This is a genomic window from Pseudoalteromonas sp. T1lg22 (genome assembly GCF_002964645.1).
Classification (GTDB): Bacteria; Pseudomonadota; Gammaproteobacteria; order Enterobacterales; family Alteromonadaceae; genus Pseudoalteromonas.
Map to the genome: position 1 here is coordinate 263,156 of NZ_PQBY01000023.1, position 23,912 is coordinate 287,067.

The 23,912-nt window shown below is 50.1% G+C and carries 39 protein-coding genes; 14 read left to right on the forward strand and 25 right to left on the reverse strand.

The features are described from left to right. Position 1: 1 nt before the first annotated feature. The 24 genes from C2M24_RS14160 to C2M24_RS14280 form a co-directional block, all read right to left on the reverse strand. Complete coding sequence (locus C2M24_RS14160) at positions 2-469, reverse strand: hypothetical protein (RefSeq protein ID WP_105215690.1); 468 nt, start codon at positions 467-469, stop codon at positions 2-4. Next, positions 470-2,584, reverse strand: coding sequence for a hypothetical protein (locus C2M24_RS14165; RefSeq protein ID WP_105215692.1), 2,115 nt, complete (start codon positions 2,582-2,584; stop codon positions 470-472). It abuts the gene before it with no gap. Positions 2,585-2,586: 2 nt separating this feature from the next. After that, positions 2,587-2,781 carry a hypothetical protein gene (locus C2M24_RS16025; protein ID WP_158683772.1) on the reverse strand — a complete coding sequence of 65 codons (195 nt, stop codon included), beginning with the start codon at positions 2,779-2,781 and terminating at the stop codon, positions 2,587-2,589. A 44-nt stretch (positions 2,782-2,825) separates the two neighbouring features. Further along, positions 2,826-3,161 (reverse strand): hypothetical protein, encoded by a 336-nt coding sequence (locus tag C2M24_RS14170; RefSeq protein WP_105215694.1) that lies wholly within the window; start codon positions 3,159-3,161, stop codon positions 2,826-2,828. A 9-nt stretch (positions 3,162-3,170) separates the two neighbouring features. Beyond that, positions 3,171-3,632 carry a hypothetical protein gene (locus C2M24_RS14175; RefSeq protein WP_105215696.1) on the reverse strand — a complete coding sequence of 154 codons (462 nt, stop codon included), beginning with the start codon at positions 3,630-3,632 and terminating at the stop codon, positions 3,171-3,173. Positions 3,633-3,635: 3 nt separating this feature from the next. Then, complete coding sequence (locus C2M24_RS14180; RefSeq protein WP_105215698.1) at positions 3,636-4,022, reverse strand: DUF3168 domain-containing protein; 387 nt, start codon at positions 4,020-4,022, stop codon at positions 3,636-3,638. Further along, entirely contained in the window at positions 4,019-4,519 is a 501-nt protein-coding gene (locus C2M24_RS14185) for a hypothetical protein (RefSeq protein ID WP_105215700.1), read from the reverse strand. Before C2M24_RS14185 ends, C2M24_RS14180 begins: the two co-directional genes overlap by 4 nt. Next, the gene (locus C2M24_RS14190) at positions 4,512-4,841 is read right to left on the reverse strand and encodes a phage head closure protein (RefSeq protein ID WP_105215702.1); all 330 of its coding nucleotides are present in this window, start codon (positions 4,839-4,841) and stop codon (positions 4,512-4,514) included. Before C2M24_RS14190 ends, C2M24_RS14185 begins: the two co-directional genes overlap by 8 nt. After that, entirely contained in the window at positions 4,838-5,449 is a 612-nt protein-coding gene (locus tag C2M24_RS14195) for a head-tail connector protein (protein ID WP_105215704.1), read from the reverse strand. The genes C2M24_RS14190 and C2M24_RS14195 overlap by 4 nt, the downstream gene beginning before the upstream one ends. Positions 5,450-5,454: 5 nt before the next feature. After that, complete coding sequence (locus C2M24_RS14200; protein ID WP_105215706.1) at positions 5,455-5,700, reverse strand: hypothetical protein; 246 nt, start codon at positions 5,698-5,700, stop codon at positions 5,455-5,457. Positions 5,701-5,759: 59 nt separating this feature from the next. Further along, positions 5,760-7,004 (reverse strand): phage major capsid protein, encoded by a 1,245-nt coding sequence (locus C2M24_RS14205; RefSeq protein WP_105215708.1) that lies wholly within the window; start codon positions 7,002-7,004, stop codon positions 5,760-5,762. A 67-nt stretch (positions 7,005-7,071) separates the two neighbouring features. Next, entirely contained in the window at positions 7,072-7,815 is a 744-nt protein-coding gene (locus C2M24_RS14210) for a head maturation protease, ClpP-related (RefSeq protein ID WP_105215710.1), read from the reverse strand. A 2-nt stretch (positions 7,816-7,817) separates the two neighbouring features. Continuing rightward, entirely contained in the window at positions 7,818-9,056 is a 1,239-nt protein-coding gene (locus tag C2M24_RS14215; protein ID WP_105215712.1) for a phage portal protein, read from the reverse strand. After that, positions 9,056-10,768 carry a terminase large subunit gene (locus tag C2M24_RS14220; RefSeq protein ID WP_105215714.1) on the reverse strand — a complete coding sequence of 571 codons (1,713 nt, stop codon included), beginning with the start codon at positions 10,766-10,768 and terminating at the stop codon, positions 9,056-9,058. Before C2M24_RS14220 ends, C2M24_RS14215 begins: the two co-directional genes overlap by 1 nt. Next, complete coding sequence (locus C2M24_RS14225) at positions 10,769-11,230, reverse strand: P27 family phage terminase small subunit (protein ID WP_105215716.1); 462 nt, start codon at positions 11,228-11,230, stop codon at positions 10,769-10,771. It abuts the gene before it with no gap. Positions 11,231-11,310: 80 nt separating this feature from the next. Beyond that, complete coding sequence (locus C2M24_RS16350) at positions 11,311-11,700, reverse strand: HNH endonuclease (protein WP_105215718.1); 390 nt, start codon at positions 11,698-11,700, stop codon at positions 11,311-11,313. Further along, positions 11,690-11,959, reverse strand: coding sequence for a phage holin (locus C2M24_RS14235; RefSeq protein ID WP_158683773.1), 270 nt, complete (start codon positions 11,957-11,959; stop codon positions 11,690-11,692). Before C2M24_RS14235 ends, C2M24_RS16350 begins: the two co-directional genes overlap by 11 nt. Positions 11,960-11,966: 7 nt before the next feature. Further along, positions 11,967-12,251: an Rz1-like lysis system protein LysC gene (gene lysC, locus C2M24_RS16355; protein ID WP_442792520.1), complete on the reverse strand. Its 285-nt coding sequence runs from the start codon at positions 12,249-12,251 to the stop codon at positions 11,967-11,969. Then, positions 12,145-12,573 carry a hypothetical protein gene (locus tag C2M24_RS14245; protein WP_105215724.1) on the reverse strand — a complete coding sequence of 143 codons (429 nt, stop codon included), beginning with the start codon at positions 12,571-12,573 and terminating at the stop codon, positions 12,145-12,147. Before C2M24_RS14245 ends, lysC begins: the two co-directional genes overlap by 107 nt. Continuing rightward, positions 12,566-13,039: a lysozyme gene (locus tag C2M24_RS14250; RefSeq protein WP_105215799.1), complete on the reverse strand. Its 474-nt coding sequence runs from the start codon at positions 13,037-13,039 to the stop codon at positions 12,566-12,568. Before C2M24_RS14250 ends, C2M24_RS14245 begins: the two co-directional genes overlap by 8 nt. Positions 13,040-13,217: 178 nt before the next feature. Continuing rightward, positions 13,218-13,559, reverse strand: coding sequence for an antiterminator Q family protein (locus tag C2M24_RS14255; protein ID WP_105215726.1), 342 nt, complete (start codon positions 13,557-13,559; stop codon positions 13,218-13,220). 305 nt (positions 13,560-13,864) lie between these two features. Next, positions 13,865-15,241, reverse strand: coding sequence for a virulence-associated E family protein (locus C2M24_RS14265; protein WP_105215730.1), 1,377 nt, complete (start codon positions 15,239-15,241; stop codon positions 13,865-13,867). Further along, positions 15,241-16,287 (reverse strand): PriCT-2 domain-containing protein, encoded by a 1,047-nt coding sequence (locus C2M24_RS14270; RefSeq protein WP_105215732.1) that lies wholly within the window; start codon positions 16,285-16,287, stop codon positions 15,241-15,243. Before C2M24_RS14270 ends, C2M24_RS14265 begins: the two co-directional genes overlap by 1 nt. Before the next feature lie 431 nt (positions 16,288-16,718). Then, complete coding sequence (locus C2M24_RS14280) at positions 16,719-16,967, reverse strand: transcriptional regulator (RefSeq protein WP_105215802.1); 249 nt, start codon at positions 16,965-16,967, stop codon at positions 16,719-16,721. 110 nt (positions 16,968-17,077) lie between these two features. Here C2M24_RS14280 and C2M24_RS14285 point away from each other — a divergent pair, with 110 nt between their 5' ends. Next, complete coding sequence (locus tag C2M24_RS14285; RefSeq protein ID WP_105215804.1) at positions 17,078-17,800, forward strand: S24 family peptidase; 723 nt, start codon at positions 17,078-17,080, stop codon at positions 17,798-17,800. A gap of 30 nt (positions 17,801-17,830) precedes the next feature. On the opposite strand, the gene C2M24_RS14290 is transcribed toward C2M24_RS14285, so the two are convergent. After that, a complete protein-coding gene (locus C2M24_RS14290; protein WP_158683775.1) occupies positions 17,831-18,193 on the reverse strand; it encodes a hypothetical protein in 363 nt (120 codons plus the stop codon). Between the two features lie 187 nt (positions 18,194-18,380). Between C2M24_RS14290 and C2M24_RS14295 the strand changes: the two genes are divergently transcribed. The 13 genes from C2M24_RS14295 to C2M24_RS14345 all read left to right on the forward strand — a co-directional run bounded on the left by C2M24_RS14295 (position 18,381) and on the right by C2M24_RS14345 (position 23,889). Further along, a complete protein-coding gene (locus tag C2M24_RS14295; RefSeq protein ID WP_105215738.1) occupies positions 18,381-18,785 on the forward strand; it encodes a helix-turn-helix transcriptional regulator in 405 nt (134 codons plus the stop codon). A gap of 17 nt (positions 18,786-18,802) precedes the next feature. Then, on the forward strand, positions 18,803-18,955 hold the full coding sequence (locus C2M24_RS16030) for a hypothetical protein (protein WP_158683776.1): 153 nt from the start codon (positions 18,803-18,805) through the stop codon (positions 18,953-18,955). A gap of 99 nt (positions 18,956-19,054) precedes the next feature. Further along, complete coding sequence (locus tag C2M24_RS14300) at positions 19,055-19,333, forward strand: hypothetical protein (protein WP_105215740.1); 279 nt, start codon at positions 19,055-19,057, stop codon at positions 19,331-19,333. A 117-nt stretch (positions 19,334-19,450) separates the two neighbouring features. Further along, a complete protein-coding gene (locus C2M24_RS14305; protein ID WP_105215742.1) occupies positions 19,451-19,816 on the forward strand; it encodes a hypothetical protein in 366 nt (121 codons plus the stop codon). Positions 19,817-19,829: 13 nt separating this feature from the next. Continuing rightward, a complete protein-coding gene (locus C2M24_RS14310; RefSeq protein ID WP_105215744.1) occupies positions 19,830-20,612 on the forward strand; it encodes a DUF2303 family protein in 783 nt (260 codons plus the stop codon). Positions 20,613-20,678: 66 nt separating this feature from the next. After that, a complete protein-coding gene (locus C2M24_RS14315) occupies positions 20,679-21,437 on the forward strand; it encodes a hypothetical protein (RefSeq protein ID WP_105215746.1) in 759 nt (252 codons plus the stop codon). Further along, positions 21,437-21,607, forward strand: a complete 171-nt coding sequence (locus C2M24_RS16035; RefSeq protein ID WP_158683777.1) for a hypothetical protein — start codon at positions 21,437-21,439, stop codon at positions 21,605-21,607. Before C2M24_RS14315 ends, C2M24_RS16035 begins: the two co-directional genes overlap by 1 nt. Positions 21,608-21,658: 51 nt before the next feature. Next, positions 21,659-21,922: a hypothetical protein gene (locus tag C2M24_RS14320; protein WP_105215749.1), complete on the forward strand. Its 264-nt coding sequence runs from the start codon at positions 21,659-21,661 to the stop codon at positions 21,920-21,922. Next, positions 21,919-22,122: a hypothetical protein gene (locus tag C2M24_RS14325; protein WP_105215751.1), complete on the forward strand. Its 204-nt coding sequence runs from the start codon at positions 21,919-21,921 to the stop codon at positions 22,120-22,122. Before C2M24_RS14320 ends, C2M24_RS14325 begins: the two co-directional genes overlap by 4 nt. A gap of 102 nt (positions 22,123-22,224) precedes the next feature. Then, positions 22,225-22,512, forward strand: coding sequence for a hypothetical protein (locus tag C2M24_RS16105; RefSeq protein WP_199775725.1), 288 nt, complete (start codon positions 22,225-22,227; stop codon positions 22,510-22,512). 9 nt (positions 22,513-22,521) lie between these two features. Further along, positions 22,522-23,052, forward strand: a complete 531-nt coding sequence (locus tag C2M24_RS14335) for a deoxynucleotide monophosphate kinase family protein (protein ID WP_105215753.1) — start codon at positions 22,522-22,524, stop codon at positions 23,050-23,052. Then, complete coding sequence (locus C2M24_RS14340; RefSeq protein ID WP_105215755.1) at positions 23,052-23,339, forward strand: hypothetical protein; 288 nt, start codon at positions 23,052-23,054, stop codon at positions 23,337-23,339. Before C2M24_RS14335 ends, C2M24_RS14340 begins: the two co-directional genes overlap by 1 nt. Next, complete coding sequence (locus C2M24_RS14345; protein ID WP_105215757.1) at positions 23,320-23,889, forward strand: 3'-5' exonuclease; 570 nt, start codon at positions 23,320-23,322, stop codon at positions 23,887-23,889. The genes C2M24_RS14340 and C2M24_RS14345 overlap by 20 nt, the downstream gene beginning before the upstream one ends. Positions 23,890-23,912: the final 23 nt, after the last annotated feature.

Sequence of the window (23,912 nt, forward strand, 5' to 3'; positions counted from 1 at the left end):
ATTATTGTTCCTGATAGGTATCTAATGCGGCAGAGATGCCATCGACAAATTGTTGAATTGAGTTGGGTGCCAAAAGTTGGGTGGCTGTGACTTCCTCACTGATCACCTGGCGTTTTTTAATCTCGATATTGGCGCTGTAATTCCAAAACCCGCCGCTGAAACTGCATGATTCCAGTGGACTTTGGATAAAACGCACCTCATGCTCAACCACGCCCTGCGGGGTGAGAAGAGGCATCACAAACCAGTTTACGGCGTCACCCGTGCCATGGGTAACGAAGCCCTCAAATAGTTGTGCTTGGTATGGGTTAAGCTTCCATGATGCCGATAAGATGGTGGGCACAGATTGAAAGCGTTTACGCTGGCGGGCGCGGCCGCTGCTCATTTCTGTACGCAGTAAATTCGGCTTTTGCGCCAGCCCATGGCTGGATAGCAAGGGCAGCTTTAAATCTTTTGGGTAACTAATAAGCATTTACACCCCCTGCCGTTGCAGGCCGTAGGAGCTTTCCAGTACGGCTGAGGCTTCGCCGCCTTGGCGGATGTTGCTGACAAACACATCGATGACGTCCTCTCCGGACATACCGTTTCGGCGGCTTTGAGTACCGGCGCGGGAGGAGTCTTCAATGACATTAACGGTCACATTGGCGCCTAAGCCTTGGCCTTTGGTGTGATCGACTACCGTCTCTTGCGGGTGCAGCATGGCCAACTGGCCACCTTTGCCGTCCAAGCCGCCGCTGCGGGGGCCATCCCAGGTGTAACCACCACCGTCGAAGGAGGCGATACCACTGGCTTTAGCCGCATACGCTCCACCTGCAGCTATAACTACACCAGCTGCCGCTGCACCTAATACTGGGCCCACGTAGGGAATACTCGCTAAAGCGTTATACGCTTTCATTGCGGTGTCGTAGGTGTTGGTCCAAATACTTTGAATGGAGTTACGCTTTTCTTCATCTAGCATGGTTTCGCCAATCGCCATTGCCGATTTGGCATAGCTGGCGTTTTTGCCTTCCATGCCATCAAAGTAACCACCCATTACATTAAGCAAGCCGTTATACCCTTCTTGCATCATTTGGTTACGCTGCGCCTCGGCTTCAGCGAGCTTTTCCTGATGCTCGCGCTCTTTTTCTTCGCGTTGGTTAAGCTGCTCTTGTTTGATTTCAGTGATGCGCTGCTGATGCTGCGCCTCGGCTTGCTCTTTAGCTAAGTTGAATTCAGCCTCAAGCTCGGTGGTGAGCATGTTTTTATCACGCAGCAACTGAAACTCGCGCTCCATATCCGCCAACATTCGCTCATAGCGACGGTTCTCAAGCTCAATCTCTTTGCCTTCCATCTCTAGCTGAGCATCAAAGATTTGTTGGTATTGACTGCGCGCGGCATCAACTAGGCGAGTTGTTTTTTCATCTACTTTGGCGGGGTCGCTTGATACCAGTAGATCGCTGAGGTCGGGTTTGGTTGGGCTGTTAACCTGCTCTTGCGCAGCGGCCTCAAACTTTTCCTGTACATCGGCGACCCAGTTTTTAATCTTCTCCGATGGCATGGGCTCCATGGCCAAGTCTTGCAGCTCCTTGGCGAGGTCATCCGTGGTTCTCGATACAGAGTCAGCGAAAGTGTTAATTTCGTCTAATGTTTCTGTATCAAAGCCCAGCGTGTCTCCTATTTTGCCACCGATTTTAGAACCAATTGTGCCCAGTTGAACCACGGTATCAACGATTTCAGCCATCGCCTGGCGCACTAGCAAAAAGGTCACTTGTAGGCCTCGACCCATATCAGCCAAAAAGCCGATACCACTGCCAACCTTGGAGACCACCTGCTGGGCTATTTGGCCAAAACCGCCGGCCTCTTTGGCCGATTCGGTCCACATATCAGCAATGGCGCCGATGATTGGCGCGGTTTCTATGGCCAGAGTTTGGCCAAAACTATGCGTGGTTTTTTGCGCCTTATCAAAGGCGTCATTGGCCATCTCTACTTTAGCGGCATCGATGCGGTCAAAGGTCATGCCCAGGGCATCGGCTTCTTCCATCATAGCCGTAATGCCATCTGCACCCAGCTCCAAGGTGTTAAGTAATTTCACACCTTCAGAATCAAATAGCTTTTGTGTTGCAGCAACTTTTTTGCCTTGGTCCTCAACATCCTTCATTTTGTCAGCAATTAATGCAAACTGTTGTTCAGGACTTTTTCCTTCAAGTTCATCGAAGGTAAGGCCAAGCATATCAAGACCTTTTTTAGCCTCGGCGCTTTGTTCACCTAATCGGCGGGTCATGCGCTGTAAGCCCATGTTTAAAACTTCTGTACTGGCACCTGTTTGTTCTGCCGCATGTTGTAGACCAGTAAGGGCTTGAGTTGTAATGCCAAGACGAACAGCAGTTTTTGCTTGCTGATCAATAAACTCAGCATTTTTCGCGTAGATAGAGGCAAAAGCAGCGGCACCCGCGGCACCAAACCCTGTTAGCACTGTGGCGCTGGTACCTACCATTTTGCGGGTTTTGTCGGCCCACGATTTGGTGTTCTTGGTGGCTTTTTTGAGCTCAGCAGTCAGCTTGCCACTTTTACCGATCAAGTCGATAGTGAGCGTTGCTATTGATGCCATGGTTAATCTCTCTTGTTTTTGCGCCAGGGGCAGGTGTTTAAAAACGTCTCTAGTTCTCGGCGCTTTTGCTCGGTTTGTATTTTCCGGTGCTCGCTGCGGTCAAAGGTGAAGCCCATTTTTAGCCCCTGATGGACAAGGCGAAGCTCCAGTTCTTCGGCAGACAAGCGCTTATGCAGGTCGTAGATGGAGCAACCCAAGTTATCTGCCAGATTGCAGAGCGCCTGTAACTCGGGTTGCCGTTTTAGTTTTTTTCCGTTTCTTCGAGGTGCTCTTGGGTCAGGTTGGTGAAGAACAGCCCGGTTGTGTGGATCATCCCCAACTGATGTACATCGAGTAGCTGGGGCAACTTGGCTGCTTCTTTGTCATTAAACTGGCCATGGAGCATGTAGTAGGTGTTGCGCTGGGCCATTTCTTCCAGCTTTGCTGGGTCGGCATCTTTATCGGTAAAAAGCTGACGCGCTTTCACTTCTTCGGTTGCCGGCAAGCGATGCAAGACGAGCTTACCCACACCTTCTACGGTAAATTCGCGGGAGGAGGTAGGTAACTCTCCCGCCATAATTTGTGCTGCTGTGATCATGGAGTCACCTTATACCGCGGCCAGGGTAGTAAACTGCACCTGCTGCAACTTACCAATGCAGGCGAACATCTGCTTGCCGGAGTCTTTGCCCGACTCGCCGCTGTAGTAGTCGTGCGGTATAAACACCGCGTCTTGCACTTCACCGCTGGCGCGAGTCACCTTAATTGAAATAGGCGTACCCGCTTTGACCAGATCCGTAAATGACTTCTGCTCGGCGATACCAGGCTTATGGCGAAATGCCAGCTCCCAGTCCTGATCTTCCGGTAGAGCCTTTTCGCTGTAACTACGGTGTGCGGCGGCAATATCGGTATCGTCTTCATAGACCTTGCCGGAGTTAATTTGGGGGATGATGTCTAGGCCTGGCAAAAATGCGTCTACAGTACCCACACCTGTGGTGCAGAACTGTAGCGTGGACAGGTGCGAATCAACGGTTTCAGCAGCTGGCCCTGTGACTGGAGTTGGATCTGGCATGGTTTATACCTCATTGTATTTAAAGATGTACTCGTATGACTCGCGATATAAACTCGAGCCGGTTTCAAAATCTGGTATGCGGTTTTGCTTGAGTGCGAGCTGCACCTTGACGGCATCGTCCACAAAGCCTTGTTTGTGGAATATGGCTTCAATCTCCGCGGCGATAGCCTTGGCCGTTTGCGGCGAGGCGCTGTAGCAGTCGAACTGAATGAGCGCCTCGCTTTGGTTGTCTTCCAGGTGAATCTCTACCGGGGTGGTATCGGTGATCACCTGCAGCACAACGTAACTGGAATCTGAGTTATGGTTCGGCGTTAAGTGAAAACGCCGAGCAATAAGAGTAGTGAGCGCCACACTCTTTAGGGCGTGGCTGCGAATGCTGTTTTCTATCATGCTGCTTTGTTCTTTTTAGCAATGCGGCGCTGGGCCAATAGAATGCGTTTTGCCAGTCGATGGTTTATGACTTGCATTGCAGGGTTGGTTTTCTTTATGAATGCTCTTCTAATAATTGGGTTTGCGGGTAATTTAGAATTTCCAAATTCAATCCATGGAGCGTAGAAAACCTTAAATACACCAACCTTTACAATAGACACGACGCCTTTATCAAATTTTCTATTAATCTGTGCGTTTCTATTTGTAGAAGATCTGATTTTTATCTTTGATTTATAAAACCCTGGTCTGTTAAAGGCTTTCGCTCGGCTTGCTGCTGACCTAACCTTTGAGGAAACAGGCGCAGTTCGCTCAATTTCTTGCTTAAACTCTTCTGCACCATCTCTCATTGATAATGTCATCATACCGGTGGCCTTTTTAGCGCCAACTTCCTTGGCGATATCAAGCAGCGCATTTTCCATTTGCTTTAAGCCGGATATATCTATGCCTACATCAAGCATGGGTGATCTCCCTCGCAGCAATAATGGTGAGCGTATTGGTAAAGTTCTGGTTTACCGGCTGGCCGATAATTTCAAACACACGCCCTTTATGGCTAATTTGATGAGTGGCTTTAATCTTGTCGCTATAGCGGCAGGTAATGGTGTGGGTAAGCTCACCCATCAGCTGGCCGCTTTGCTCCAGCTCCTTGGCGGCGCCCGTTTGAATATGCACCCACTTAAAAAATTCGTGCTCATGGCTTTTGGTGTTATAGCCATCGTCTGATTCAATGGCGCGGGCAAAACTGGCCTTGCAATTAAACTTGGCTGCCGGTAGATACTTCATAGCAGCTCCACCGCTAGCTCGTTGGCTATGGATGTGAAGGCATTTGGCATATCGTAAAGCTGCACTGGGGCGGTATCTTCACGGTTACGAAACCAGTCTGCGGCCAACACCAAAATGGCCTGCTTGGCCAAATTAAAGCGGTCCGGATCAATCATGCTGTTGGGGTCTATCTGCTCGCTGCCATCCAGTGCGGCATGACCAAGCACACATTCAACCTGCACGGCATCGGCCACCTTAAAGCCCACGGCTGGCCATGAGCCACCGAGCTTGGGGGTGATAACCGCTGTTAGCCCGTGGTCAACGATGCGGTATTCACTGGGGTCAAGCGTCACCAACTGGCCTTGGTTGTTGATGTACTTAATTGAGTTGATGCTCCGAAGCGGCGCGTATGGCAGCACGATTTCTTGGCCAAACTTCGCCATGGCAAATTGCCAGGTTTGTTCCACCAGTAACCGACCTGTGCGCTGTTCAAAACGCTTACGCGCTCGCGGTACCAGGCTTTGCAAATACTCATGGTGATCATCATCAGCATGCGTATGTGCTGCCAGCTCAGCAACCGTGATTGGCTCAACGCTCGGCGCCTGTATTAACTTTCGGAGCATCTTCATGGTGACTACTCGCTGTCGTCGCTTTCAGCTGCCGCGTTTAGGTCAACTACGGTGGCTTCCAGTTCTTTGCTGCAATAGTCGATGCCGGCTTTGTCATCCGACAGTTCACCCACTTCTACAAGCGGTGCCAACAACTCAGCATCACCTTTCACCAAGGCGTTAGGCTCGAATTGCTTATCAGCAATGGTGCAGGCAACAAGCACACGAGCAGTAATTAGCTCTGGCTGTTTATCTTTTTTTGGAGTTGTCATAATTAATTCCTTAACAATGAGTGTTAATAGCCCCTGTGCAGGGGCTATTGACCAGTTAATTAAGCGGCTGCGTTCTGGTAGTACTTAACAGCACCACCGGTGTCGATGCAGCGGCCACCGGTGCGCATAAACGCTAGGAAGCCAACCTGACCTTTACGGCTGTAGGCGCTGTCGGTAAAGCGGAAGAACAGCATTTGCGACACATCGCGGACGATGTATTTAGAGAAGTCACCAAAGAGTACCGACTTGGCGTTGGCAGCCATCGCCGGAATGTGTTGGTTGATGGCATATGGCTTGCCCAAAATAGTGTTGGGCTCCGCCGATTCCATACCCGGTAACCACAATGGGCGGCCCTGGTTGTCTTTAAGCTTCTTAACGGCTTTTAAGGTGGAGTCATTCATCATGTAGCCACACTGCATGCTGCGGCGATACGCCGGATCCACGCTGTGCTCTAGGTCAATGAGGTCATCAACCAAGATGGTTGATACCTGACCATTGGCACCGACCTTACCCGCTGCAGTGTCGGCCAAAATGCCATGCGGCATGCCCGTACCTGTGCCGTTGATAAAGGCATCTTCTGAGGTGCGGCCAATACGCATACCAATAAGGTTATTGATGTAACCTTCAAGGTCGAACTGGGTGTCTTGCAGCAGCTGGAACGGTACGGCAATGACCTTAGAGCTGATCATATGCGTATCGATGTTACGAATACCGAAAGAGGTATCTTCATCGTTAGCCGCGGCGTTCTCCGCCAACCACTCGCCCTGCTCTGCCGTGGCGTTCGCCGTTGGCCAAGGGATAGTTGAGCCGGTTTCAGTAGGCACTACTGTGGCCAGCTCACGCATACCACCATAGGCTTTAAGCGCCTGAGAGATGCCCGGGGCAATTTCATCAGCGGTTAGGTAACCGCCTTCTGAACCGGTACCGGTACTCATGGTGTTTTTAGGGCTGGAGATGCGCGCTTGAACAGCTTCTTGTTGCTCTGCGCTCAATGCCGACATACCACCACGAAGCCAAGCGGCATACGCTGCTTTCTCTTGATGGATTTGATGCTCGGCTTCATCAGTAGAAATACCTTGCTGATCGGCACGGTCTTGAATGGTTTGCTTTGAACGAGCGTTAAGGTCTAGCACCTTTTGCTCTCGGTCTAGCTCACCGTCAAGCGCATCAATCTTAGTGACCAAGTCGTCATACTGCTTCTGCTTGTCGTCAGTCCAGGCTTCATCTTTAGGATGTTCCGAAACTAACTGGTTTAAGGTGACAGCCAAACCCTTGCGCTGCTCCCGCTTCTGCTGAATAGACATAGTGTTTTCCTCAATTTTAAGTACAAAAAAAGCACCCGTAAGTGCTTTGGTAGTGGAGCCAGCGGAGCTAGCCAGTTTTTAGCAGCATGTTCGCGAATCGTTCTAAACGCTCACGCTGCGGAAATTTGTTTTGTGGTGCCTGGGGTTCGGGGGCGTTGTGATATGAGGATAAATCCCAGGTTTTGTTGTTCGTGGGCTCTGTGTTAGCGCCCTGCATAATGCTGTCTACAAAGCCATGCTCAAGTGCTTCTTGGGCAGTAAACCAGGTCTCGGCTTCCATCCAGGTGCGCACCTGCTCTTCTCCCGCATTGGTACGCTGCTCGTAGTCAGTGACAATAGTATTGTCGACTTTGTCGAGCATGTCCGCGGTATCACGAATTTCTTTAGCGTTACCTAATGCCAAGGTCCAGGCGTAGTGGATCATGTAAAAGCCCGATTCGGCAATTTCAATGGTGTCGCCAGCCAAGGCAATACGTGTGGCCGCACTGGCGGCGATACCGTCGATATGCACATGAATCTTGGCAGGGTGCGCTTTAAAGCTGGCGGCAATTGCCGTGGCTTCAAATACATCACCGCCGGGGCTGTTAATAAACACATCGATGTCGGTGGCATCAGTTATGCTAAGCAGGTCGCGCTTAATCGTCTCAGCTGAGACACCCCACCATGGGTCAATAACATCATAAATTAAAAAAGCGGGGCGGCTATCACCGGCATTGGCCAGCGGGGATTGCTGCTTAACCTGGTAACCGATTTGATCACGATTTTGGCAGTTATTTTGGATTAACTGCATTAGTTTGCGGTTGTTATTCATAATTAGGTTTCCGATTGTGGGTTGTTGGCAGCAATTGGATCATAAGGAAGGCTGTAGCTTCCTCCCAGCTCTGGCAGGTTCTCCAGCTTGCGAACTTCATCTATGCTCATCCAGCCTGGGCCCTGTGAGCCGCCAATGGCTTGGCGATAAGCCTCGTTGCGGTCTTTAAGCGTTAAGCGCATCAGGTTCGCGGCGATAAACTCAGCGAACATGGGCTTGTTCAGGAACAACTTGCGGTTGAGCTCTTGTTCAAAGCGGTTTAGGTGCGGGCCCAACGTAAAGCGCAGGAACGACAGGCCTATTTCACCAATACCACTGCCCCATGATGTTGATTTTTGCTCTTGGTTTACCATGAAACTGGGCAAGCCAAAGGCACGGGCGATGTCGGTAATTTGAAACTCTCTTGATTCCAGCAGCTGTGAGTCTTTGGCGGATAAGCTCAACGCCTTAATATCAGTACTTTCATCAAGAACAAGTGGGAATTTCGAATTTTCTACTCCGCCATAGACTTTTACCCAGGCATTACGGAACTTGTCTTGTTGTGCTTCATCCCATTTGCCTTTTTTAACTACGGCCACTCGCTGCGTTGAGCCTGATTTAAAGAACTCGCCACTGTGTTGTTCCATGGCCAGTTCCAGGCCAATACTGTTGAACGCGCCCCACTGTATGACCGACATTGACCTGAGGCCATTAAAGCCGAACCCGGGGAAGTGCAGAATGTCATCCTGGTCAAAACCACGGGAGATGCCATCGATGTTAAAAAAGTAATTTAGCCGGCCATTGTTGTTTTCTATATGAGCGCCAACTGGGCTAATGGGCAGTACTTCTGTTACGTCGCCGTTGCGATCACGCAGCAGTACTGCCAGGCCGTCGCCATGAAGTAACATGCTTGAGACGATAAACTCCCAGAATGTCGCGGCGCTCCACGCTGGCGTTGGCTGCAGGTTAAGCAAGCTGGCCATTGGATGATTCGGTACCCGCGACTTGTTGTTGCCCTCACCTTGCTCAAAAATATGCACCGGCATTTGGGCAATGGCGCCGGCAATAAGCCGGACACAGGCAAAAACAATGGATACCTTCATCGATGTTTTGGGCGTGACTACCGGTCCGGCAAGTGATGGCATGGCACCAAAAAGCTCAGCCAGTGCATTGATGTTTTGCACTGAGGCTTCTTGTTGCTCTACAGCGTTGCTCACTTGTGTAGTGCTCTTGCTGCGACTTAAAAACGGGAGTTTAAACATTAGAATTCCAAAAACTCTTGGTTAGAACCATCATCTTCTTCCGGTTGCCAGCTGCCTATAAAGGCCAGCAACATGGCGACTGCGGTATCGATTTTGTTGTCTTTGTGCTCTTTAACAGGGCGAATATATTTGCCGTCCATGGTTTCTTTGGCGATCACGTTGCCCAAACACCAGGTCAGTACCGGATCACCATTGTGATGAATGCGACCCTGCCTTAGCAGGTTCTCAAACTCACGCATGGCCGGCGAAAAGTTGGTGTAGTTTTGGGCCACTTTAATGGGCTCGATGCCAGTGGTGTTTTGCACTCGTTGAGCAATGGGCGCGGCACCGGCGGGATCATAAAAAAGCCCAGTAACAAGCATGTGCTCATTGTCGTTTTTAATGCCACGTTCCACTTCGTCATAGTCAATGCTGCTGCCCTCACACTGGTTGAGGTGCCCCTTGTTTATCCAGTCCCGATAGATGTCGATTTCATCGGCCTTGGCCTCGGTGACATAGGTGTTGGCAAAAAAGGTGTAATGCAATTTGCCATCTCGCTCCTGGGGGAAGCAGGTAACGTCAGCTGTTAAGTCGTCTGACTCCGACAAGTCGACACCCTTGGTGCACTCGTAGCCATGGAACTGCTCAATGCTGATCGTGGTATCAGCCGCGGCTTTCCAATCTTCCAGGTTGAGCCATGACTCACGCGCCCCCACCCAAAGGTTAAGGTGTTTGGTTTTAAAGGCGTTCTGTTTACGTGCTGACTGCTTGGCCTTGGCCAATTGGTTGAGTAGAAACTCCTTTTCTACCGATACCCCATAGTTGGGGTTGGCTTTAACAAGTGCCGCTTCGCTTTGCCAGTCATCGTCAGCATCTATGGTGTAGATCATGGCAAAGACGGTTTCGTCTATGCGCGAGCCTTCGAGTATTTCCTGGCACTCTTTCTGATACTGGCCACAGGGGCCAAACCAGTTGGCGCCGGCGGTCGAGATTATCCATTCTAATGGCTGCTCACGAGCACCCATCCCGGTGATCATGGTGTCACGTTGGTCATCATCGTCATGCTCGTGATACTCATCACACAGATAACAACTTGGCGAACCACCATCACCCGGGTTACCAATAAGGCGTTCAAACTTGCCGCCGTCTACAGTGCGCTCAATTTGTTGCGCGAACAGTTCAATACCAAACTGGCGGCGGTAATTCGGCTGCTTAGTAGCCATCTTTTTTGCCGGAGAGAAGACCTCGTTGGCCTGCTTTTGGGTCGTAGCGCCACAATACACTTCGGCACCCGCTTCGCCGTCATTGGCCAGCATGTACAAACCAATTGGCGCCACCCAAGTCGACTTACCGTTCTTGCGCGGTACCAGAGTAAAAGCAGTACGAAAGCGGCGGCGAAGTGTTTCTTTGTGCTTCCATCCGAACACCTGTGCAGTGATCCATTTTTGCCAGCCGCTTAAACTGATTAAGGACTCCTGCCCTTTGGCTCGAGCCCATTTACCCTTTACGTGGTTAAATGTTTCTATGAACCTGATCACTTTGAGTGCTGCTTCAACATCAAAGTAATATGGGAAGCTGTCGTCATTTTCGACGCGCTGCAGATCCCGACTTTCTCGCTCTATGGCTAACCGTTCATACTTATTGGCTGGCCGGGTGCCGTCCAGAACGCTGAGCGCGTACTGTTCAATATCGGCAAGATGATCTCTTTGGAATGTTGGGTAGTTATTTCGCATTTAGTACAAGTCATCGAACAGCCCTGGCTGCAGGTTATTAAAACGCTGGTCGGTGGCAGGGCTGCCGCCAATCTGATTTATCAAGCTGTTAAGCTTTCGCCAATCGTCGTTATACTGGCTGGCCTCTGGGCGCGTCTTGTGCTGAATGCCGTTACGTCCCTCGGTTGTATATTTCCAACCATTGGCTTCCAGATAGATAAGAGCCGCTTCCATGCGCGCAATGACTACACAGTACTCTTTAAAGAAGCGGATATAGTGAGGCTTGAAGCGGTTGATCTTCACATACTCAGGCATGTCGTTATTCCACACCTGCTGCTCTTGTTTTGACATTCCACGCGGACGCGATTGAGTCGCGATTTTTTTCGCCTCTTTATCGCTAATTTCCTTGTTTTCAGCAGAATTCGGGAACTGTACGACCTTATTGGTCTGATCCTCTGCAACTGCTGGGTACCGGCCTGCCATAACTAATCAATATTCTCACTAAATGGGTTTTTTGTTTTCATTTCTGCCCCGCATAAAAATCTCATTGAGGCGGCGGTGTCCTAGGGGGCGCGCTGAACTTTTGCCACCCCCGGGTTAGAACTATGTTGAGACTCAAGTGCTGTTTTCTTTTTGTCGCACGACTGGCATATGGTTTGAAGATTATCCAACCGGTCATCACCACCTTGAGAGATGGGAACGATGTGGTCACATACACCATGGTATTGGCCGTGTAGCTCAACAGATGTCAGCTCGCCTTTGTGTTTACATATTTGGCAAAGGAAGTTGTCACGATGAAAGATGAACTCTCTCGTTCTTTGCCATGCTCGGCCGCCGCGACCTGACTGGTTATCACCACTGCGTTTACGCTCGAACGGTACCCGCTTGGGGCAGGGCTCGTCGCGGTGAACACACCGGCACTTGCTACACCAGGAACCTGGCTTAGTCGGCATTTAAACTCTCCTGGCAAAGCAGCTGAGCCTGGTCGCTTTGCTGCAGCGCCTCCATGCGAGCACGATGAAACTCGCGATCATCTTCATGCTTACGCGCTTCACGTTGGTTACGTTTGTGCTGAAACCAATAGTTAGCGAGGAATGTTAGGCCGGCGAAGATGATGCCGAGCAGTATCGCCCACTCGTTAAGGCTCAATGCACCACTAACAAAAGACGTAAAGCTAGCGCCGTAGGTCGCTCCACTTACTGCCTTCTGCATAGCGACATCACTTACTTCGATTCGCATTGTTCCATTCTCTCGCTTTTAGCAGTTGCTCGTTACATACATCGATTGTTGCTTCCAGTTTGCCCGCGTACTGGGCCAGCGATGTGTTGTCACCCACCTCCGATAAGCCAACAGCGCAAGGCTGAATGTACTCATCAGGTATGTGCACAAACTCAAACTTAGTCTGTACCACCGTTTTGACTACAGGCTCCACTGGTGGCGTACTTGAGCACGCTGACAACAGCGCCAGGGACACAATCATTAGCCCATTGTTTAGTAGTTTCATCAGGTGACAGCCTTAGTGCTTCGAGTTCTGTTTGTGATTCGCTAAGCTCACGCTCAATAGATTTAAGTTGGCGGCGGTAGTCGGCGCTCAGGGTATTCAGTAAGGTACGTTCTTCAACCAACCTGTGGTTTTGTTGGTTGGCCAGTGCCAGGCTTTGAGCCAGGTAATCAGCGTGACTCTTCTGGCTCGCTAACGACTGGGCCAGTGTATCGTTAGCCTGTAGGGCATCATCAAGATCAGTCTTTAGTGCCGCATACTTGAACACCACCAACCCCAGCGAAACCGCTAAGGCCGCTGGTAGTAGGTTGTTTAGGTTAAGCATCGCTTAACTCGCTTAGGCATAATTGGCGCTCCAGCTCACGGCGCTTAACCAAGCCGCCTAGCTTACGGCTATCGGCGTACACCCAGCGCGATAACTCATCACAGGCATGTACTCGCTGGCCGGCGTTTAAATACTTCAGCAACGTACTGTTGCGGAACTGCCCGGCACCAACGTTGTAATGGAACGACAAATACGCCGCATGCTCGCTGATAGACAGCGGCACACGCACAGCGCCCAACAGCTGCTCGTTATGAACAGCTAAGTCCACAGCAAACAAGTTTAAACATTCAGATTCTGTGTAAGTTTTACCTAACTCTGCTGTTTGCGTATGGCCAAAGCAGGTGGTAACCACACCAACTGGGTCAACATACCCAGTGCGTACCTCACCTTCAAACTCAGCAACCATCACACCGGCCAAGGCCAGTACACCGGTCATACCGGCGGCTAACAGTTTGCTTAGTTTCATATCGGCCTCAAAATAAAAAACCCGCCAGGACAAGCCGAGGCGGGTCACAACAACAGGAATTAAGCACCACAAAGCACAAACAAAAAAGCCCAAGGTGTTAACCTCGGGCTATTGGATGCAGCTTTGCTAAGCTTACCTGACCTAGTATAGTTATCGGGCGCCCGATTGCAACTAAAATTTAGGCCGCTGATTTAATTAATATTCCTTTCGCTATTAAGTGGCCCTCAAGCCAAGCAGCGCCACTGAAAAGTAACTTCTTGGTTTGGGTTTCTCCAATATCCAAGCGCTTAGCAATTTGCCGGCAACTAAGCTGCGAACGGTAGCTCAACATCACCACCGTTTTAGTTTTCGGTGCGTACATCCCTAACATCGCCACCGCCCTGTCAATCAACAACCCTGTGTCATCATCAAGCGATGACCATCCAGTCTGTGCCGGGGAATTTAAAGTTAACCCTAAGCCAGCCTGCGACCAGGCACCCCACTCGTTTAGTAAATCGTCTATCGTCGTATTCAGCTGCATCTTAAATCCCCGTTAGCGCACAGTTCGTTATTAATTTTGTCTGGTCACCCTGTTTTTTACCGTGACCACCCAGTGTGACCGCTACAACCCTTGTAATTACTACATTGGTCATACTGGTCATAGTGGTCATAGTGTTTTTACATACATTAGCAAGGGTACATATTTGGGAAATGGGAAATCGCGTCCCCGCCCGCTCGCCCGCGCGCGCGTATGTGTGCGGAAAAACACCGTGACCACCGTGACCACCGTGACCACCCCAGTAAATACGCGGCCTACAGCGGTCACCCCCTGTGGTCATGGTCACACTAGGCTGATGTAAACGCATCCCAAAACCCCTCTGGTGGCACATAAAAAGCCGGACGCTGGCCGCCCACTCGTTTCTTTTTCTTCTCAAAACCCAGCCGGTGCATTATCTGCCCCACCCGCTTTTGCTCAGGTGGTCGCATAGCATGGGGGTCCATACTTAAAGCCTCAGCCATAATATCGGCACTGGAGTAGTCCACTCGCCGGTTACGCATGAGCCAGTCTTGTATCAAGTCCTCCCACACATCACTGTCAAAGCGGTCTTCCTGCTGCTCTTCAAACAGATGCTTATACTCATCGGTTGGCCACCAGGGCATTCCCTCATTAAACAAGTGCAGCGCCTCGGCCCAAAGCTGGTCTCTATCGCGCTTTATTGCCTCCTGGCATATTCGCGTACACATCACCGGCCAGTAGCGCCGGTTACCCGTCGAGTCCTTTAGGTACCTATCTTGGTTCGTGGTGCCCACAAACACACATTGGCGCGGGAACTCCTGCACCATGCGGCCATAGCTCGGTCGGTACCTGTCCACTTGCGAACCAAAGAACTGCTTAGCCCGGGTGTTTTCGGCCTTATTGAACGCATCCAGTTCGGCCAGCTCAATCCCCCACATCCCCTGCATCTGCTGGAAGGTGTCTTTCTCACCCAGGGCCATGGGCGTATCGGTAAACCAATCGCCAAACAGGTTATGGCACATGGTCGACTTACCCAGGCCCTGATTACCTTCGAGGATCAACACCGAGTCCACCTTCACTGGCGGGCGCATAACCCGAGCCACAGCAGACACCAAAAAGAAGGTACCTACCAAGGCGGCATAGTCAGAGTTCTCAACACCCAAATAGCTGTGCAACCAGGTGGCCACCCTGGGCGTACCATCCCACTTAACAGCATTAAGGTAATCCTGCACCGGGTGAAAGGCATGCTCTTCGGAGTGCACCAGAACCGCGCCAACCACATCGCTGGGTTTTGGGGTAAAACCATAGGTTTCAGAGAGGTAAATACGTAAACGCTCGGTGTCTGTGTCGGTCCACTCACCCAAGCGCGCCATTCTAAACGGCGGCAACTTACGCTTAATAATGCGGTAGCTAAAGTTGCAGTAACCCAGCACCCCAGCAAAGGCCGGGTCGTTCTCCAACACCAGCTTAGTGTTGCTGATATTGGCCAGGTAAGCGCCAGATTTAGTCATCTGGAGAAGGCGGTGCCATTGCTCATCCCCCACCGAACGCTGTCGCGCGCCAGCGTTTTGCGGCGCCGGGGTATCCCCTACAGCACCATCATTGGCACTGGGTTTATCAACCACCGCGCGCAACTGCTGCTTCACAGCATCTAGCCCTGCGCTAACATGCAAGTCATTCCAATCTGTTAAAGAGCGAGAGGCCATCACGCAGCCTCCTTATTTAAAATACCAGAAAAGTCCGGCACGGCAACTAGTCCATTAACCGCAGCTGCTGCCTCTTTAGCTTTGGTCACACCCGGGTTACCCTTGGTCTGAACATCATTGTCGGCGCAAAAAATAAAACTCTTATCGCTTAACTTTTGCTGCAGTTCCTTGGCAACCGGCAGCAAGTTACCTGCGTCCAACGCTACCGCGCAAGGCCAACCTGTGGCCATGTGAATACTCGCTCCAGTAGCGTACCCCTCACAAACGGCCAGCACATTATGCGAGTTAGCCTTACCGATAAAGTGGAACAACCCAGATTTGCGGCCATGCTTTAAAAACAGCTTGGTACCGCTGGCGTTAATCACCTGAATATTCCACACCTTCTTCTCGATATCGATAAGCGGAATAACCAGATCGCCACGTTTAATATGTAGAAAGGAGAAATCGCGGGAGTCGCCCTCAGGCAACGTATCGAAAAAGCGCTTTATCTCGCTGCCGCCGGTAATCACCTCAGTGACAAAGTTAGGCCGAACCACAGCAATAAAGGCCGTTTTAATGCCGTACACACCAAAGGCATCCACCTTCTTGGTGGCCAAATACTTATTGGACTTAATTTGAATGGTGAATTGCTCAAGAATGCTGGTAGCAAAATTGGCGATCGCCCCATGCCACTGCTGGCGCTCGGCGGCTTCTGTTGCAGCTTGCGCTTCGCGTTCTTTAGCGCGCTGGGCAAACTCTTGTTTAAGGCGGGCCTGCTCAGCTGGGTCAACCGACTCACGCTGGGGTTTATAGCCATTGTCAGTCGCCATCTTAAATACTGTGGCAATAGTAATACCACCACCGGCCTTAATGCTGCGCCAGGTACTCTTGGCCTCGCTGGGCTTATACTGCTCACCGCTGCTGCTCCATGAGTCAAACTCATTAAAGCCGGCATCGCCAAACTCATCTTTAATGCCCATGGCCACTTTAACCCATTCATCCCTGGGGCAATTGGGATCCAAATACTGCAAAGCCGACTGTAAGTCCTGCATTGTTGCATGCTGCATTGTTATTATTCCTGCTGTTAACTGCTGATTGAAACTACAAACCAGGTACTACCCTTGTGGATAGAGCTCCTGAAATTTGTTAGAAAAAACGGCTTGAGCCAGATATACAAAGCTAGGCGTGGGGTACATGATCACCTCCATATTTAGACTCCCAGTCTGTAACATAAGCACTAAATCACCCTGCGCTCGCAGCGCCTCTATACGCTTCACCACTTGCGCAGCCAGGTAGGCAGGTTTGCTTTCTAGACACTGAGTAAGCTTGTCCAGCAAATTGCTAACTGCCGAGGTGTCACTCGTTAATTTTATTTCTAGGCTTTTGGTTACCATGTCATTACCTGTATAAAAACACATATACATGCGGTGATTTCTTGTTTTTGGTGTGCCCACTACAGTAAGCACATACAACACGGGGAATTATTATGAAGAATCACCTACGCGACCTTCTTTTGCTGCAGTACCTCTGCTACCGCCTCATATTCATCTGGCGGGTAAATATCAGGCCTCAACTCATGCCTGGGAACGCCCGTCGCCAGTTCAATTTTAAGCACCATATCGGCAGGCACTTTCTTATCTCTATTTAGCCACACAGAAATATGGGCCTGTTTTTTGCCTAATTTCTCGGCCAATGGGGCTTGTCCGCCACTGACCTGAATAGCTTTTCGCAATGCTTCTAAGCTCATTGCAACCTCGGTTGGTTTATAGCATTTATTATAAAGTATCATAACTAATGCTATTTACAATAAAAGAAATGCTATTTGCTAAAAATAACAAATGTTATCAAAATGCACTTATGGAACTAAAAGATAGATTTAAACAGGCCAGAGAGAACGCAGGCCTCACCCAACAACAACTTGGTGAGCGCGTTGGTGTATCTCAACCTTCGGTGATGAACATCGAAAATGGTCGAACACGGCGGCCCAGAAACCTGACTGATTTTGCTCGGGTATTAGGCGTGTCTGCAGACTGGCTTTTATATGACGATGATGCACTCACACCGGATAATGCAGCCCGGGCACCAAGTGTGGAAACTAGCTCAAATATCAAGGAAATTATTGATATAGAGCCTTGGGATAACAACACTCCACTAAATGATGACGAAGTAGAAGTACCCTTTTATATGGAAGTAGAGTTATCAGCTGGCAATGGTTCGACAGTGCAATTAGAAACAGCTGGGCCAAAACTGCGTTTTTCTAAAGCAACGCTACGCCGGCAAGGGATAGATTACCAAAGCGCCGCTTGTGTAAAAGTAAGCGGAAATTCCATGGAGCCAGTGATCCCCGATGGTGCCACGGTTGGTATAGATACGGGCAACACCCAAATAAAAGACGGCGATATGTATGCCATAGACTGGAATGGCGCCCTTTACGTTAAAACGCTAAATCGCAAACCAGGCGGTGGCCTTAGAATCCGCAGTTATAATTCAGATGAGTATCCTGACGAGAACTTAAGCAGTGACGAAGCCCAAGACGTAAGAGTAATAGGCCGAGTGTTCTGGTATTCAGTATTAAGGTAGAAAGGCGCATTATGCGCCTTTCTCTATTAACTACACTTTACAGGCGACAGGGAACTTACTGATCTTCTTAAACTGCATATCGCTGATCCCCTCTGCAGTAAACCCATCCTCAGTCACATTGGTAATAGTGAACTCAAAGACATCGTAGGCCTTAGTGCCATTGATAACCATATCGCGTAGTGTCGGGGTTGACCCCACAGTATTGCGCTGCTCACACGCGACACCCGTTCCATCACTTTCTATTTTCCAAGCAACAGATCCACCAAAAAACGAGGCCTTATACATGCCCGTCAGGTTAGTTGGTGCAGGAGTTGCTGTATCGGCGGCGTTGCTTACACAACCAGTCATGGTGGCAGCAGCCAAGAAAAGCCCGCTTGTTTTTAATAACTTCATTTTGATTCCTTCCGGTTTATTTATCTCCATTCACCACACTACATCATTTCCCTAAAGAAAAAATTAAAAATAAATTCCTATACTCAACAAGATGACCTTAAAACACAAATAAAATAGCAAAAGCTATTTACAAACAATAAAAGTTATATCAGGATAATAGCATAAGTTATTTTTTGATATTGTGAACATGCAAACAACACGGACAGCAACGGGTTATCAACTGGAAGATATTCAGGTTGATACAAAGCCCTTCTCTTCTTTGCCTACACAGCAGGCCAGAACCCTGTTGTTTGTTGCGCAAGGCCTGCCCCAAAAGCGCATTGCCGAGGCAATGGGCGTAAAGGTATCAACAGTAAAAAAAGCCTGCAGTGATTTGGGCTTTCGCTTTAACACCCACACCATGCGCGAGACCGTGCATCAAGCCGTAAAGCAAGGGGTACTGCGCTACACCCTGTGCCTGTTGTTGTGCCTGCTTAGCACCGCCAATGGTGATCTGGAGCGCAGTTTTAGAACTGTTCGCAATAACCGCACAGTTCGCACGACCCGGGTTCGCCGCCTGCGCGAACTGCAAAACGACTTACTCGCAGCCTAAAGGTAAAGGAGAGCACCATGACTAAGGTCTTTTTATTTCCCGGCACCAAAAGCACCGCCGCCGCGCTCAATGCGCTTAAACAGGTGCAGCAAGATCACCCCTTTGAACTTGTTGTTCCGGCGCTAAAGGTTGCCAACACCCCACCGCCGGAGCCGCCACAGGCAGCCTAAGCCGGATAACTTTGTCACAGCCTGCTGGCCGCACTTGCCCAACCAAGCCAGCCGAGTGGTTGCCGTAAGCAACCAACCAACAACAACAGGAGAAATAACATGCTAGCCACAACAACAGCGCCCACTTATGCCGAGCTGATGATCAACCAGATCAAACAGCGGGTACACATGGTTAACAGACAACTGCGTAACGAAGAACTGTGCGTGTATGAGTCGGGTACTCAGTACTGCGTGATCGTACTGCTCAACACTAAAACCCGCACCGCCGTGGCCACCTTCGGCGTTAACGCCGCGGCGCGCCGAGACCTGTGCCTGACCAAAGCCTTTTTAAGCCTGGTTGAGAACACCCGCAAAGCCCCCATGGCGCTGGCGGCATGAAAAACCTAAAGAAAAACCTTATTGCAGCGCTCTGGGTAACCACCCTGGTCGCGCTGCTGATCATAGAACAGAACCTAGAGCTCTGGGTTTAAGTAAAAGCAACGAGAGGAAACCACCATGAGTGAAAGACACTTAATAACTCCATTTAGCCAGCACGTTTCTTACTTTGAAAAGGGCTGCTTGGATGAAGAGCTAACTGAACAGTTAGCAGAAGTAATTAAAGGCGTTCGAGAAACCGGCCGCCAGGGCAGCTTAACGCTGCAGCTTAAAGTTTCACTGATGAAAGGCAGTGAAGACACAGTGACCATTCAAAGCACGGTGAACAACAAGGTGCCGCAGCTGGACCGTGCCCAAACCATTATGTGGTCAACGCATGATGGCGACCTAATTAGAAATGATCCCCATCAACAGTCCTTAGACCTAAAGACTGTTGCTACTTCAACTGGGCCAACTGAGCTAAAGAACGCCGCTGGCCAAAACTAAGAGACCGAGCATTATGGAAAATATAGAACTAGGAATTCAATACGACAACTCTGCTGCACAACACTTACACAAAGTAGATGGCGGTGTTCCATTTGTAGCTGTACCCCGTGGTTACCACCTAGAGAACGTTGAGAAGTTTTTAGATAACCCAACACGGATCCGCAAACATCTCAACGTGTTATCGACCGACTCGTTTATCCGTTATTTCAACAAGTTTTGTGACGATGACAGCTTAGTGGTGCTTAACGATAACTCACAGCGCATTGTTGGCATGCTGGACTACCACACCACCACTGAAGCCAGCTGGTGCGACCATCAAGTTGAATACGCTTGCCCACAGTCACGTGAATGGGCGACCTGGTTAAGCAACAACAAGAAGAAGTTCAATCAGTTAGGGTTTGCCGAGTTTATCGAGGAAAACATCAAAGACTTTGCCGAGCCTTCAGGTGGCGAGCTCCTTGAAATAGCTACCAAGTTTAGTGTGATCCGCACCGCAGTATTTAGCAGTGGTGTACGTCTGCAATCTGGTGAGTTCGAGTTCCAATTCAGCGAGCAAAACCAAAGCAAAGGCACAGTGACAGTACCAGAAAAAATTGCCATTGGTATTGCCCCTTTCCAGAACGGCGAGAAATACCGCATTGAAGCACGCCTTCGTTATCGTCTGCGCGAAGGTGAACTGGCCATCTGGTACGAACTCATTGAACCAGAAAAAGTGATTGAAGATGCCTTTAACGAAGTAAAAACCGTTATCCGCAACGGCATCGACAAGGTGCTGATGATTGAAGCTACAGCCTAGTAACTTCTGACAGCTCACTTCCCCAAGTGGGCTGAATTGAAGTTATTACGAATTTGGATAGAGAACATGAGCACACCGAATTTATCAGTTGCAGATGCAATTACCAGCCTGGCGGCTGCGTACAACCAGGAGGCCGCAGATCATGATGCACTGGTGAACGAGCTGGAACATCTGCAGGCAGAGAACGACCGCCTTAGCACGCTAATAAAAGATTATGAGCAAGGCGCTGCCGTGGTATTAAAAAATGCCGAAACCGCCGAGCAACAGCTGGCGCAGGCAAACCGAGAACGGGACCAGGCATTAACCAAACTACAAGACCTTAATATTGTCTTGGGCGCATTTAAAGAAATTGCCAGTACCCCGAAGAAGCTACGCGAGAAGATAAAAAGCTATCAGCAGCGTCTGGAACGCCAGCGCGATGCCGCCGAGCAGCACAAGCGTAACTATAGCGCCGAGCGAAAGACCACCAAGCAGTTGCAGGCTCACATTACTGAGCTGGAAAACCGCCTGAATGTGGCCAGCATTAACCAGATTTACCGTAACGGCGCCGACATTATCCAAACCTACCCCTACCACCTAGGTGGCATGGTGGCCGGGCACGATGAGCGGCAAACGCCCCTGCTCTATTTACACCAAAGCGGCCGCGGCGGCCTGATACTGCTGAACCAAGATGACGAAGCCGAACTGGTTGAGGCACCCAAAGGCGGCCTGCGCCCGACCAAGGCCACTTTGGAGCACTGTGGCAACTGGCTGCGCCGTGCCAAGGCCAATAACTGGCAAACCGATGTAAAAGACTTGGCAGCACTGGCACAAGGCAGCGACTAATGACCGAGTTTGAGCAAGCCACGTTAGAAACCCTGGTCAGTGAAAAAGCCAAAGATGATGACGAGATCAGCCGGTTACTAACTAGCGAAAAGCTCAAGGCCGAGGCCATCGCCTTGGTTAAAAAATGGAATAAACAGCGCCAAAAAATGGGCTTACGCCCATGGTTATAACGGCCCGAGTGGGCCTTGAATGCACCATTTTACTAAGTGAAGAACTAAGCAATGCACAAATTTAAACGCCATAGCGTTGCCCAGCAGCGCACCCGAACCAGGCAGTTCTACCAACGTAAGCAAGAGGCCGTTATGACCAACTGCAACAGCTGTAACAAGCAATCGCCCACTGCGTTTTGCGAGCAGTGCCACTACCCAGGCATTGAAGATGATTACCAAACCTATCTCGACCTGCTCGATGAAGGCCACTCGCGGCACCAGGCTGCAGTGTTGTCGGGCTGGCGCGGCGCCGAAGAAATTGAGGAGGCAGTATGAGCTTAGTTAGCGCAACCAATAACGCCCTGGTTATGGCGCCCGGCCACCGCCTGGCGATCATTAACGAGCACGGCCAAGTGGTAGAGCAAGGTCAGGCCGTTGAACAGCAAGTGTTTGATGCCATGACACAGCAAGTAATCGACCAGTTCTGCAGCCGCTTTAAGCCGCTAAACCCAGCAGATTTTAAGAAAGCAGCTTAGGAGCGACTGATGAGTGCAGCCAAAGAAATAGCCGGCACCGCCGTCGAAAATATCGAGGCCCTGCTGCAAGACATGTTTGAAGGTGATTACGCCAATAACTAAGTGGCCTTGGGCGTACTGCTCGACGGTAAAGAAGAGATCCAGGTGCAGCTTAAAGTTACGCGTAACCCGGATGAGTTTATCGAAACAGATTACGCCGACTGGGAAGCCAGTCATAAGCCACTCAATATGGAGCCCAGCCACACCCTTTATTCAGCGATTAACCCTGACCAATACACCTACCAATGGCGAGAAATTGGTGAAGGTGACTGGGTTGATAGCGAAGACCCGGACTGGATTTTGTACTGTGAGCAAAGCCCAGAACACGACACCAGAGTAATTAAAAAATAGGAAGAAACCATGCTTATAGGTTTAACCGGACAGGCCCGCTGTGGCAAAGACACATTTGCATCATTCTTGAGGGAGTTTAAACAATTTGAGCAATACGCCTTTGCTTTGCCCATTAAGAATGCCTGCCGAGAAATTTTCGGGTGGAGCGACGATCACGTTAACGGTGCTCTGAAAGATGAAGTGGATCCGCACTTTAATGTATCGCCCCGCAAAGCGATGCAGACACTGGGGACAGAATGGGGGCGCAACTTAATAAACAGCGAGCTATGGTTGCAGGCCGCCAAAAAACAAATTGCTGCGCACCAGGCGCTGATCATCACCGATGTTCGTTTCGAGAATGAGGCTAAGTTGATCCGAGACCAGGGCGGCATCGTGATAAAAATCATAAGGCCTGAGTGGGCCCATATTCTCTCTCACTGCTCAGAAGACGGGATAGGTGAAAACTTAGTGGATAAGGTGATTGTGAATGACGGTTCGCTGGATGACCTAAGGGCTGCTGCCTGCGAACTTATACTCCGATTAGAGGGCTTGGAACAATAATGACAATAGAGCAGTTATTGCAACTTGATGCGCACCAGGCAATTGACTGGCTAGTCGAGCACAAAAACGACTATGAGCTGGTGCCCCTAAAGATCACACACAGCATGGCTGCGGCCGCTGCCGGGGGCAACTACACCTCAGAAGACTTTAACTATCTAACCGACGACTGGGAAGCGATGATTGAGGCCCACCAGGTTGAGTCAAGCAAGGGTCAAGTAACAGTCAAACAACACGCCAATCACGGCGAAATCAAAATAGGAAACATTTATGAACAACGTAATGCTTGATTTGGAGACTATGGGCAACGGTTCAAAGGCCGCCATAGTCGCCATTGGTGCCTGTCTGTTTAACCCGGTAACGGGAGAGATTGGCGAAAAATTCGAGGCCATTGTCAGCTTAAAAAGTTCCGCTTATTACGGCGAAATGGACGCTGGCACAGTGCTTTGGTGGATGGAGCAAGATGATGCAGCGCGTCAGGTATTGTTACGCAAAGATGCCGTGGTGCTCAAAAATGCCTTAGAGCAGTTTACCGCCTGGCTTGATACCAATATCGCCGAATGGAAAGAGCGGGTTGTTTGGGGTAATGGCTGCACCTTCGACAATGTGATCCTGGGTAACGCGCTTAAAGCCTGCCGCATGAAACAGCCATGGCCGTATTCTGGGGATCGTGATGTTCGAACACTTGTTGACCTTGGCCGCACCCTACACGGTTTCGACCCGAAAACCGATATGCCATTTAATGGCGTCCGTCATAGCGCGGTTGATGACGCAATTCACCAGGCGAAATACCTGTCAGCTATCTACCAAAAATTGCAGCCAATGACCGCAGCCGCTTAGTAGGAAACATTCGAATCAGCTCA

What these genes read in the sequence shown, in the direction of transcription:
- C2M24_RS14160 (WP_105215690.1), bottom strand. Translation starts at nt 469, where the DNA reads ATGCTTATTAGTTACCCAAAAGATTTAAAGCTGCCCTTGCTATCCAGC.
- C2M24_RS14165 (WP_105215692.1), bottom strand. Translation starts at nt 2,584, where the DNA reads ATGGCATCAATAGCAACGCTCACTATCGACTTGATCGGTAAAAGTGGC.
- C2M24_RS14170 (WP_105215694.1), bottom strand. Translation starts at nt 3,161, where the DNA reads ATGATCACAGCAGCACAAATTATGGCGGGAGAGTTACCTACCTCCTCC.
- C2M24_RS14175 (WP_105215696.1), bottom strand. Translation starts at nt 3,632, where the DNA reads ATGCCAGATCCAACTCCAGTCACAGGGCCAGCTGCTGAAACCGTTGAT.
- C2M24_RS14180 (WP_105215698.1), bottom strand. Translation starts at nt 4,022, where the DNA reads ATGATAGAAAACAGCATTCGCAGCCACGCCCTAAAGAGTGTGGCGCTC.
- C2M24_RS14185 (WP_105215700.1), bottom strand. Translation starts at nt 4,519, where the DNA reads ATGCTTGATGTAGGCATAGATATATCCGGCTTAAAGCAAATGGAAAAT.
- C2M24_RS14190 (WP_105215702.1), bottom strand. Translation starts at nt 4,841, where the DNA reads ATGAAGTATCTACCGGCAGCCAAGTTTAATTGCAAGGCCAGTTTTGCC.
- C2M24_RS14195 (WP_105215704.1), bottom strand. Translation starts at nt 5,449, where the DNA reads ATGAAGATGCTCCGAAAGTTAATACAGGCGCCGAGCGTTGAGCCAATC.
- C2M24_RS14200 (WP_105215706.1), bottom strand. Translation starts at nt 5,700, where the DNA reads ATGACAACTCCAAAAAAAGATAAACAGCCAGAGCTAATTACTGCTCGT.
- C2M24_RS14205 (WP_105215708.1), bottom strand. Translation starts at nt 7,004, where the DNA reads ATGTCTATTCAGCAGAAGCGGGAGCAGCGCAAGGGTTTGGCTGTCACC.
- C2M24_RS14210 (WP_105215710.1), bottom strand. Translation starts at nt 7,815, where the DNA reads ATGAATAACAACCGCAAACTAATGCAGTTAATCCAAAATAACTGCCAA.
- C2M24_RS14215 (WP_105215712.1), bottom strand. Translation starts at nt 9,056, where the DNA reads ATGTTTAAACTCCCGTTTTTAAGTCGCAGCAAGAGCACTACACAAGTG.
- C2M24_RS14220 (WP_105215714.1), bottom strand. Translation starts at nt 10,768, where the DNA reads ATGCGAAATAACTACCCAACATTCCAAAGAGATCATCTTGCCGATATT.
- C2M24_RS14225 (WP_105215716.1), bottom strand. Translation starts at nt 11,230, where the DNA reads ATGGCAGGCCGGTACCCAGCAGTTGCAGAGGATCAGACCAATAAGGTC.
- C2M24_RS16350 (WP_105215718.1), bottom strand. Translation starts at nt 11,700, where the DNA reads ATGCCGACTAAGCCAGGTTCCTGGTGTAGCAAGTGCCGGTGTGTTCAC.
- C2M24_RS14235 (WP_158683773.1), bottom strand. Translation starts at nt 11,959, where the DNA reads ATGCAGAAGGCAGTAAGTGGAGCGACCTACGGCGCTAGCTTTACGTCT.
- lysC (WP_442792520.1), bottom strand. Translation starts at nt 12,251, where the DNA reads ATGAAACTACTAAACAATGGGCTAATGATTGTGTCCCTGGCGCTGTTG.
- C2M24_RS14245 (WP_105215724.1), bottom strand. Translation starts at nt 12,573, where the DNA reads ATGCTTAACCTAAACAACCTACTACCAGCGGCCTTAGCGGTTTCGCTG.
- C2M24_RS14250 (WP_105215799.1), bottom strand. Translation starts at nt 13,039, where the DNA reads ATGAAACTAAGCAAACTGTTAGCCGCCGGTATGACCGGTGTACTGGCC.
- C2M24_RS14255 (WP_105215726.1), bottom strand. Translation starts at nt 13,559, where the DNA reads ATGCAGCTGAATACGACGATAGACGATTTACTAAACGAGTGGGGTGCC.
- C2M24_RS14265 (WP_105215730.1), bottom strand. Translation starts at nt 15,241, where the DNA reads ATGGCCTCTCGCTCTTTAACAGATTGGAATGACTTGCATGTTAGCGCA.
- C2M24_RS14270 (WP_105215732.1), bottom strand. Translation starts at nt 16,287, where the DNA reads ATGCAGCATGCAACAATGCAGGACTTACAGTCGGCTTTGCAGTATTTG.
- C2M24_RS14280 (WP_105215802.1), bottom strand. Translation starts at nt 16,967, where the DNA reads ATGAGCTTAGAAGCATTGCGAAAAGCTATTCAGGTCAGTGGCGGACAA.
- C2M24_RS14285 (WP_105215804.1), top strand. Translation starts at nt 17,078, where the DNA reads ATGGAACTAAAAGATAGATTTAAACAGGCCAGAGAGAACGCAGGCCTC.
- C2M24_RS14290 (WP_158683775.1), bottom strand. Translation starts at nt 18,193, where the DNA reads ATGAAGTTATTAAAAACAAGCGGGCTTTTCTTGGCTGCTGCCACCATG.
- C2M24_RS14295 (WP_105215738.1), top strand. Translation starts at nt 18,381, where the DNA reads ATGCAAACAACACGGACAGCAACGGGTTATCAACTGGAAGATATTCAG.
- C2M24_RS16030 (WP_158683776.1), top strand. Translation starts at nt 18,803, where the DNA reads ATGACTAAGGTCTTTTTATTTCCCGGCACCAAAAGCACCGCCGCCGCG.
- C2M24_RS14300 (WP_105215740.1), top strand. Translation starts at nt 19,055, where the DNA reads ATGCTAGCCACAACAACAGCGCCCACTTATGCCGAGCTGATGATCAAC.
- C2M24_RS14305 (WP_105215742.1), top strand. Translation starts at nt 19,451, where the DNA reads ATGAGTGAAAGACACTTAATAACTCCATTTAGCCAGCACGTTTCTTAC.
- C2M24_RS14310 (WP_105215744.1), top strand. Translation starts at nt 19,830, where the DNA reads ATGGAAAATATAGAACTAGGAATTCAATACGACAACTCTGCTGCACAA.
- C2M24_RS14315 (WP_105215746.1), top strand. Translation starts at nt 20,679, where the DNA reads ATGAGCACACCGAATTTATCAGTTGCAGATGCAATTACCAGCCTGGCG.
- C2M24_RS16035 (WP_158683777.1), top strand. Translation starts at nt 21,437, where the DNA reads ATGACCGAGTTTGAGCAAGCCACGTTAGAAACCCTGGTCAGTGAAAAA.
- C2M24_RS14320 (WP_105215749.1), top strand. Translation starts at nt 21,659, where the DNA reads ATGCACAAATTTAAACGCCATAGCGTTGCCCAGCAGCGCACCCGAACC.
- C2M24_RS14325 (WP_105215751.1), top strand. Translation starts at nt 21,919, where the DNA reads ATGAGCTTAGTTAGCGCAACCAATAACGCCCTGGTTATGGCGCCCGGC.
- C2M24_RS14335 (WP_105215753.1), top strand. Translation starts at nt 22,522, where the DNA reads ATGCTTATAGGTTTAACCGGACAGGCCCGCTGTGGCAAAGACACATTT.
- C2M24_RS14340 (WP_105215755.1), top strand. Translation starts at nt 23,052, where the DNA reads ATGACAATAGAGCAGTTATTGCAACTTGATGCGCACCAGGCAATTGAC.
- C2M24_RS14345 (WP_105215757.1), top strand. Translation starts at nt 23,320, where the DNA reads ATGAACAACGTAATGCTTGATTTGGAGACTATGGGCAACGGTTCAAAG.